9 protein-coding genes and 4 tRNA genes are annotated in these 8,812 nt (G+C 37.5%); 3 read left to right on the top strand and 10 right to left on the bottom strand.

Annotated features, from left to right (window positions below):
* Window positions 1-40: 40 nt before the first annotated feature.
* Window positions 41-1,528 carry an SH3 domain-containing protein gene (locus tag WC460_06285; protein MFA5188944.1) on the bottom strand — a complete coding sequence of 496 codons (1,488 nt, stop codon included), beginning with the start codon at window positions 1,526-1,528 and terminating at the stop codon, window positions 41-43.
* 26 nt (window positions 1,529-1,554) lie between these two features.
* Window positions 1,555-2,151 carry a hypothetical protein gene (locus WC460_06290; GenBank protein ID MFA5188945.1) on the bottom strand — a complete coding sequence of 199 codons (597 nt, stop codon included), beginning with the start codon at window positions 2,149-2,151 and terminating at the stop codon, window positions 1,555-1,557.
* Window positions 2,152-2,279: 128 nt separating this feature from the next.
* On the opposite strand from WC460_06290, the gene WC460_06295 reads away from it, so the two are divergent.
* A tRNA-Trp gene (locus WC460_06295) sits at window positions 2,280-2,353 on the top strand.
* 122 nt (window positions 2,354-2,475) lie between these two features.
* Here WC460_06295 and WC460_06300 read toward each other — a convergent pair.
* The 4 genes from WC460_06300 to WC460_06315 are packed head-to-tail and all read right to left on the bottom strand — an operon-like array spanning window position 2,476 to window position 5,738.
* A complete protein-coding gene (locus tag WC460_06300; protein ID MFA5188946.1) occupies window positions 2,476-2,853 on the bottom strand; it encodes a response regulator in 378 nt (125 codons plus the stop codon).
* A 2-nt stretch (window positions 2,854-2,855) separates the two neighbouring features.
* Window positions 2,856-3,968, bottom strand: coding sequence for a HAMP domain-containing sensor histidine kinase (locus WC460_06305; GenBank protein MFA5188947.1), 1,113 nt, complete (start codon window positions 3,966-3,968; stop codon window positions 2,856-2,858).
* Window positions 3,965-4,396 (bottom strand): DUF4395 family protein, encoded by a 432-nt coding sequence (locus WC460_06310; protein ID MFA5188948.1) that lies wholly within the window; start codon window positions 4,394-4,396, stop codon window positions 3,965-3,967. Before WC460_06310 ends, WC460_06305 begins: the two co-directional genes overlap by 4 nt.
* Window positions 4,397-4,418: 22 nt before the next feature.
* Window positions 4,419-5,738 carry an aminotransferase class V-fold PLP-dependent enzyme gene (locus WC460_06315; protein ID MFA5188949.1) on the bottom strand — a complete coding sequence of 440 codons (1,320 nt, stop codon included), beginning with the start codon at window positions 5,736-5,738 and terminating at the stop codon, window positions 4,419-4,421.
* 512 nt (window positions 5,739-6,250) lie between these two features.
* On the opposite strand from WC460_06315, the gene WC460_06320 reads away from it, so the two are divergent.
* Window positions 6,251-6,481, top strand: coding sequence for a thioredoxin family protein (locus tag WC460_06320; protein MFA5188950.1), 231 nt, complete (start codon window positions 6,251-6,253; stop codon window positions 6,479-6,481).
* Between the two features lie 22 nt (window positions 6,482-6,503).
* A complete protein-coding gene (locus WC460_06325; protein ID MFA5188951.1) occupies window positions 6,504-7,466 on the top strand; it encodes a permease in 963 nt (320 codons plus the stop codon).
* Between the two features lie 166 nt (window positions 7,467-7,632).
* Here the strand turns inward: WC460_06325 and rpmG are convergent, their stop codons facing one another.
* From rpmG to WC460_06345, 4 genes are all read right to left on the bottom strand, one after another.
* A complete protein-coding gene (rpmG, locus tag WC460_06330; GenBank protein ID MFA5188952.1) occupies window positions 7,633-7,788 on the bottom strand; it encodes a 50S ribosomal protein L33 in 156 nt (51 codons plus the stop codon).
* A 50-nt stretch (window positions 7,789-7,838) separates the two neighbouring features.
* Window positions 7,839-7,911: transfer RNA gene (locus WC460_06335), tRNA-Thr, on the bottom strand.
* 361 nt (window positions 7,912-8,272) lie between these two features.
* Window positions 8,273-8,355, bottom strand: a tRNA-Tyr gene (locus tag WC460_06340).
* Window positions 8,356-8,496: 141 nt separating this feature from the next.
* Window positions 8,497-8,569 (bottom strand) — tRNA-Thr (locus tag WC460_06345).
* Window positions 8,570-8,812: the final 243 nt, after the last annotated feature.

Raw genomic sequence — 8,812 nt, forward strand, 5'->3', positions numbered from 1 at the left:
AAACTTCCTAATTTCAGAATTCGGCTTTCAGAATTCAGAATTACCAGGTCTTATCAATCACCTCAACATTCCCATTCAACCCTCCATAATGCAAAACCGTATAAAGGTTGCCCGAATCATTAGTGCCGTCAAAATAATATCCTACTCCCACATGAGTCAGATGATCATGCATGATTGTCTGGTAATGAATGCCATTATCAGCTTCTTCGCTCATATAATAATCAAATAAATCATCCATTGAGGCCATAATACTTACATTAATTCCGCTGGCACGATTATAACTGCCCCCGCCTATATTTTCATAAAGCCAACCCCAGTCCTCACGAAAGCCGATTTTAAAATTCTGCCACACCCACTGCCGGGCAATCATATTAACTGGCACGCGCGTATGAGTAATTTGCCCCTGATTATACATTTCATTTGCCCAAACCGAGGCAGTATCAATCATTCTTTGATCTGAAACAATCGCTGCATGACCGCGTTTTGTTCTTTCATAATTTATGCGGTCTAAAATATGCTGCATCACAATTTTGTAACTAAAACCTGTTGGCACGCTCCCCTTTTGAAAATTACCAGTCCCAGCAACTTGCGTTCCGCTGGAAATAAATTTTGCGTCATTAAATGTTAGCTGAACATTATCTGAAATAATTGGGATATTAACATCTATTGTGGCTGTTGAATCAGAATTTGATGAGCTTGTTGTACTGGGAGAATATGGTATTAATGGTATTTCATCAGCAGCAACTTTAGCTAAATCAGTATTGGTAATGCCCAGACTCAAATAACGCATAATTTCATAAGCTGCTGCGCCGTCTTTGAGATAATATCTTTTATTGGTTTTGGGATAAACATACCAGGCCTCGCCATGCTGCTGAACCTGTAATAATATTTTGCCTGATAAACGGCTTCGTAAAGCAGCATCGCCTGTGAAAGTATCAGTGTCTTTTGGTATTTTGGCTAAATCAGCATCAGTAATACCCAAACCAAACGAGCGCATCATTTCATAAGCAGTTGGCCCGTCTTTCATATAATATCTTTTAAAATTTGTGGGATTCACGTACCAGGCCTCGCCATTGGCTTGAACTTGTAATAATATATAACCTTTGAGCCAGGCTAAGCTGCTTGAACTTGCGGTAGAAGACGAACTGGAAGAGCTAGAAGTATTAGAGGAGCTAGAAGTTGTTAAGGCTTTGTCAGTAATATTAAAAAAAGTATCGCCTGACCAGCCAATAGTGCCATCTGGCGCAATAACTTTGTACCAGCCATCAGTTTTGTCTGTAATTTTAACTACCTGTCCTTTTTGCAAGGTTGTTAAAATTTTGCCAGTCGCAGTACAGGCCTGATCGCGCACCCAAACTGCGGACAGCACTTCACCCTTAGCATCATAAGTATAAACAGGGTCACAACCACAACAGCCGGCATTGGATGTGAGAGGAATTAAAATTAAAGTAGTGATTAGGATTAAAAATATCAATTTTTTTCCGCCAGAGTCGGATCCGCCTTTGGTAGACATAAATTTTAAATTCATAAAATTTTAATTATATGTTCAAAAAATTAATTATGCCAAAACTTTTTTCTATAAATAGCAAAAAGTATTATGGAGTTTGCGATAAGTAAATAAATTTGGAAAGCTGAATTTTCTATATTCCAAACTGGGATGGACGGAATAACTAATAATGCCGCAAATAAACTAGCGCCGAAGGTGAAGCCTGTTTCAGTTTCAGGATTTTGCCAAGCCTTCTTAATTGTCGGAATACTTGCAAATCCATCTCCCAAGACGGCAAAAAGAATAGCCAATTTGGGTGAATCTATCCCTAACCAAAGTAATAAGGCGAAAACCGAACAAACGCCACAAAACAAATCAAAGGTTGTTAATTTCCAATAACTCTTAGGATTTATAAATGAGGCAATAAATACAATTAAAGGTAGAAAACCAGCCAAAAAAATACGACTTGTTGCCCAAATATCAGCATGACTGTATAACGCTGCTCCAGTACTAATTAAAGGTGCTAAAGCCCACATTGACCAAGTGATGCGATTTGGCTTAGTTATTCCTTTCAAAGTATCTCTAATATAAGCCACTGAACCTGATATGGCGACAAAAATACTTAAAATAACCAACCAATGAACGAAATTTATTCCTAATAGCATAATTTATTACTTGTTTTTAATTGATGTTATATCCTCTTTAAGTTTACTAAATTTAGCACAAATTAACAAATGGATTGAACTTGATTTAACTCGTTTAATTTGCTAAAATAATCTTATATTTAAAATTCGGGGGCGTCGTATAATGGTAGTACAGTGGTCTCCAAAACCACTAGCGTGGGTTCGATTCCTACCGCCCCTGCCAGTTAGAAAGCGTTCCAGAGACCCGAGTGCCCGGCCTTCGCCAAGGCTACGGCGGGCAGGCCACGGAAACTCATGGAAACTAAAAATACTGCTAATATTAACAGTATTTTTTGTTTAAAACTTTTATTTTAAGAATCTCATTATTACATCACTTAATTGCCTGGGCAATAATTTAGTTTTTGGCCAATATTCTCTGGCGCCTAATTTGATAAACTTTTGCTCGTCCTTGTCCGACTTTAAATTAGTAAACACTATTACAGGCAATACATCTGTAATATGCTTAGCATTTAACTTCTTTAAAATATCTTCACCCGATTCCGCTCCTAAAACAAGATCAAGCAATACCATGTCTGGTTTTTCTTTGGCCAGTATTTTTTCAACATCAGCATATTTTTTAGCATCAAAGACCATAAAACCATCCAGCTCTAATTGGGTTCTGTACATGAGAATTTGATCAGGATCATCCTCAACCATTAAAATTGTATATTTTTTATTAGTCATATTTAAATAGCTGATAATTGAACGAAGAAAGTTGTGCCCCGGCCTTCCTTAGATTCAAACCATATTTTCGCGCCAGGATGAGCATTGATGACTTTTTTGACAATAAATAATCCCAAGCCAGAACCATCTGTATGCAGTTCCTTGGCATTTGAAGCACGGCTGAATTTCCGAAAGAGTATCTTTTGTTCCTTTCCAGGAATACCTATGCCGCTATCCTTAATTTCCAATTGGGCAACCTTATCAATTCTTGATAATTTAATTGAAACTTCTTTATTCTCTGGCGTGTATTTCACGGCATTGTCAACCAGATTGCCAATGGCTTGTTCTAAATATTTTTTATCGCCTTTAATCATAATACCTGGAGTTATATCTGCAATAATCTTAATCTTTTTCTGTTCAGCTTCAGGCTGATTATAACTAACTATGTTGCTAACCGAAGCTGATAAATCCAGATCTTCCAGAGAATTTTTTAAATCCAATTCTTTTTCATCTAAGTCGCTGGCATCAAGTATGTCATTAATAACAGCATTGAGCTTTTGACCTTTTGAAAAGGCATTGCCAATAAATGACATCTGTTTTTCTTTTGGCAATTTATCCATTGTCCCGCTTTTAAACATATCTAAAATGCCGCAGATTACACTGACCGGAGTTCTTAACTGATGTGAGGCAATATCAAGGAATTCAGATTTGACTTTCAGGAGTCTTTCTAACTTTTTATTATTTTCAACAATATCTTCAGTTTGTTCTTTGACTTTTTCCTCAAGATTTTCAGTTAATTCTTCCAGGGCCTCTTTGGCTTTTGTCTGGGCAAAATTGGCTTCAATAATCTTCCCCGTGCTTTTATTAAAAAAATAACCGTAAACAATAACCAAAGTAAAAATGGTAATAATGATCAGCGATGATACCCTTCCCTCAATTAAAAGAAAAAGACCCAGGAAAAAGAATATTAAGATCAGGCTGATTGCCTGATAATGCAAAAATAAACAGTTGCGAAATCTAAATTTGCAATATTGGCAGCGCTTATATGGAGAATAATTAAGATTTTTGACCAACCAGCAATTTTTATTGAGATACCCGGCCTCTCCTGCTTCTAGCTTCTTTTTGTGATTTTTCATTTTTTATTTCCTAAAAATTTTTTGAGTAAAACATACATTAAGGTCGCCACGCAAAAGCCGACAAAACAAGCCAAGAATATCAAAAAATCAACGATTAAAATATAAATCCAGGCATAATCATCGGTTTGGCCATAATAAAGCCAAAAAAATCCTGCTAAGAGCAATACGCCGGTCATACCGGCGACAAAACTCAATTCTCCTGAATCTTTTAATACCAAGACGGATTTGTCTTTGAATATTTTTTTAAAAACCAAGACATGAAACTGGTAGGCAATATTCAATTTTAGGGACATGGCGCCTAAAATAACTAAAATACTTGCAGCTAAAACCAGCCATTGACTATGAATTAAAACAGCAATTAAAACTAAAATCCCGTAAACTGCCCGGGAAAACTTTAAAGAACTGTCATGAATTTGGCATTGTTGCATAGATTTATTTTAAAATTAGAAATTAGATGCATTTTTTAACAGCCAGACATGCTTTCCTTACATCTTCAATATCGTTATATATGTAAAAACTCAATCTGCAGCTGGCAGGAGGATTTAATCCATAAAATTTATGTGCCAAGGTTGCGCAATGGCAGCCAGCCCTGGACTCTACTCCCAAGCCGCTTAGTTTATCGGCAATTTCAAACGGGCTTTTATTTTTACAAGTAAAAGCGACTAAAGCAGTCCTTTTCGTGGCGGATTTGGGGCCGTAAATATTTAATGAAGGCATCTCACCCAATATTTTCAATGCTTCTCCGATTAGAATTTTTTCATGAGCTTCTATATTGTCCATCGCCTTTTTAACATCCGCCCTTTCCAATTTTTTATCAGTCATAAAGTATTTCTGCCTGCCTGGATTTAAAGAAAAATCCATTAATAATCTTAAAGCCTGGGCGGAAAGAATCGTCCCTAAAATATTAGGAGTTCCAGCCGTGAACTTCCATGGAAGTGAATTATATCCTACCTTTTCCGGGCTAACCATTCCTTCGGCAATCATATCGCCGCCATATAGAAAAGGCCTCATCTTCAAAAGCAATTCCTCTTTCGCATATAATGCCCCTGCGCCAAATGGCGCGAGCATTTTATGGAAAGACCAAACAAGGAAGTCCACACCCAGCTCATTTACATTAATATATGTATTGGGAACGACCTGGGCGCCATCAATCAAAAGATAGGATCTCTTATCTCCATTTGGCTGGATATAGCCGCTTGAGTCGGCGATATTTTTTATTTCTTTAATCGGGTTTATTGTTCCTAAAAAATTTGACGCTCCGCTGCAGCAGACTATTTTTGTTCTCTGATCTACCAGGGATTTTAGATGATTTAGATCAAGCTCTCCATTCTCTTTATCAAATTTAACAATTCTATATTCCACGTTAATACCGAATTTCGGCAATATTTCTTGGCATAATCCATACCATGGGACATAATTTGAATTATGTTCCATGAATGTCGTGACTATGTTATCTCCATCTTTAAATTCAGTCAGCAAGGAGTACATAACCGAATTAATCGCCTCAGTGGCGTTTCTGTATAAAATAATATTTTTTCGTGAAGAAGCGCCAATAAACTGGGCAATTGTATCATAAGAGGATTCAAACTCTTCAGTAGTTAAGACCGAAGAATGCGATTGGCCCCGATGGACATTGTCATATTGAATGACAAGTTTTTTTAAAAATTCTAATAATTGAACAGGAACTTGCGTACTCGCCGCATTATTAGAAAGAATTCTTCCCGCTTTTATCGCCGGGAAGAATTTTCGTATTTTTTTAGTATCTATCATAAAAATTATTAAAAAAGCGGACAATTATAAATACATTATACCAAAAACACCTCTTTGCAGCAACGCAGTGAATTTATTCGGGCCTGAGCCTTTTATTTTTATAGGCCAGCCGACTTCTCAGGTTGGCAAGTATCTGGCTTTTGAATTTCAGCTATGCTATAATATCAATACCCATTGATATTTAACCCAAAATTATGAACTTCAATTGCTGTAAAACCAAAAAATCCCAAAACAACCGGCAACTAATGATAAAATTCTTAAAGATTATCGCCGATAAAAACCGGCTGCAAATTATTTGTATGCTGAACAAGGGCGAAAGATGCGTCTGCGAAATCTGGCAAAATTTAGATTTGCCTCAGAACCTTATTTCGCACCACCTCAAAGTTTTAAAGGATTTCAAGCTATTAAAATCAAGAAAGGACAGGACAAAGGTTATTTATTCTATTAATAAAAAAACGGTTAACAAGTATCATTCGCTTTTGTCTCACTATTTAAATAATAAATAAAAATTTATGATTATTAAAATCTTGGGCTCTGGCTGTCCCAATTGCCAAAGACTTGAAGCTAATGCCAAACAAGCCATAAAGGAACTTAATCTGGACGCAAAAATAGAGAAGGTTACCGACATAACAGAGATTATGAATTACGGCATTATGAGCACTCCCGCACTAGTCGCCGATGAAAAGGTCTTAAGCTACGGACGAATTCCTGATGTGGAAGAAATAAAACAACTCCTAAAATAAAATCCTTAATAATCTTTAAAATATGTTTTATCCTATACAATTATTTGCCAATTGGCTATCCTATGGCTTATTTAATCTTAAACAGGGATCGCTTGCCGGTGAAGCCGTAAATTTCTTTATTTTTGACACTATAAAAATATTTATTTTGCTGGCAGTAATTATCTTTGCAGTTTCAATAATCAGATCCTTTTTGCCGCCTGAAAAAATACGGAAAATCTTGTCTCGTAAGCATAAGTTCGTTGGCAATATATTGGCTGCGATTTTTGGTATTATTACGCCTTTTTGCTCTTGCTCTGCCGTGCCATTATTTTTAGGCTTTGCAGAAACGGGCGTACCACTGGGCGTAACTTTCTCATTTTTAGTTTCATCTCCAATGGTCAATGAGGTTGCTTTAGTAATGTTATTCGGTTTATTCGGCTGGAAAATCGCGGGTATTTATATTGCCAGCGGTCTGGTTATTGCAATTATTTCAGGTCTAATTATCGGCTATTTGCCGGTAGAACATTTGCTGGCTGATTTTGTACGTAAAAACCAAGCCAAGAATGCTTTAGCGCTACCTCAGATGAATTGGCCTCAAAGAATAAAATATGCCCGAGATTATACCTGGGATATTATCAAAAAAGTTTGGTTGTATGTAATTGTCGGTATTGGTATCGGCGCGTGGATACATGGTTATGTGCCAGCTGATTTCTTGGCTCAGTACGCAGGAGCTGACAAATGGTATGCCGTACCACTCGCTGTCCTTATTGGCATTCCTCTATACTCCAATGCTGCCGGCATCATCCCTCTTGTGAGCGCTTTGACTGAAAAAGGCGTGTCCATGGGGACAACACTGGCATTTATGATGTCAGTAACCGCCTTATCCCTGCCAGAATTTATGATCCTTAAAAAAGTTATGAAAACTAAACTTATTCTTATTTTTGCAGGAATCGTTAGTGCAGGCATCATGTTTACCGGGTTCTTGTTTAATTTAATTTTAAAATAAAATTTACATTTTACTAATCTTTTCCATCAACGAATATCCTGGACCCGCCAAGTAGCCCCTAAACAGACCCTCAAATAAGCCCTAAGGTTCCTCTAAACAATAATTCCGAGACCGAGGTGGTCTGCAGACAAAAAAACAGCCCTGTATTCAGAACTGTTTTTTTATTTTATTTGGTTTCTTTATGAAGCGTATGCTTTTTACAGTGCTTGCAGAATTTATTTATTTGCAGACGTTCTTTTAGGGTTTTTTTATTTTTCCTAGAATAATAATTTGTTTTTTTACAAACAGTGCATTCTAGCTTGATCAATGTTTCCTGTGACATAAAATATAAATTGTTAATTGTTATATTGCTAAATTATTAATAAATTCCAGAGCCACCCGTCGGGTTCGAACCGACGACCTACTGTTTACAAAACAGTTGCTCTACCAGCTGAGCTAGGGTGGCATAAAGATGTTATATATTTGGTTTTAAAATTTCACCTAGCGAAGCTGCCAGTTTTTCCTTAAACTTTTAAACAAGCTGCCTGCCCGCCGTAGTTTCAACGAAGGCGGGAGCTAGGGTGGCATAAAGATGTTATATATTTGGTTTTAAAATTTCACCTAGCGAAGCTGTAGTACATCCTTAATTTATATAAGCAAGCTGCTTGTCTAGAACCTAAGGGTTCTAGGCCTGCCCCGCACTTAACGAAGTTATAGTGCGGGGAGCTAGGGTAGCAAGTTCCAATGTGGGCAGTGCCCACCGTAGCTCGCCAAAAATAATATTAAATTTTATTGTTCGCTCATTTTGTATATATGGCGAGCGAAGGTGGGCCGGGGTGGATTCGAACCACCGAAGTCGTAAGACGCGAGATTTACAGTCTCGTGCATTTGACCACTCTGCAACCGACCCAGTATAAAATATATGTAAAATATACACTATTTTGCCAATTAAATCAAGGGTTAAAATAAAAAACTGCAAATCGCAGTAATTATCTGAGCCGTTGCGCGGAATTTCCGCCAAAGGCGGATCAGCCTCTGGCTGAGAACCTTGAGCCGTTGATCGGAATTGAACCGATGACCTACTCCTTACCATGGAGTTGCTCTACCAGCTGAGCTACAACGGCAAATAATACTTTCTACCCAACTTACTTTCGCGAAGCTGGTAGATCATTCCAAAATACTCAAATTCTGAATGCTTGCCTGCCGAAGCTCGGTAGAGCGTAGGCAGGAGCTACAACGGCAAATAATACTTTCTACCCAACTTACTTTCGCGAAGCTGGTAGATCATTCCAAAATACTCAAATTCTGAATGCTTGCCTGCCGAAGCTCGGTAGAGCGTAGGCAGGAGCTACAACGGCAAATAATAC

The organism is Patescibacteria group bacterium, from assembly GCA_041651155.1.
In the GTDB taxonomy this organism is placed as follows: Bacteria; Patescibacteriota; Patescibacteriia; order CAIXNZ01; family CAIXNZ01; genus JAPLYF01.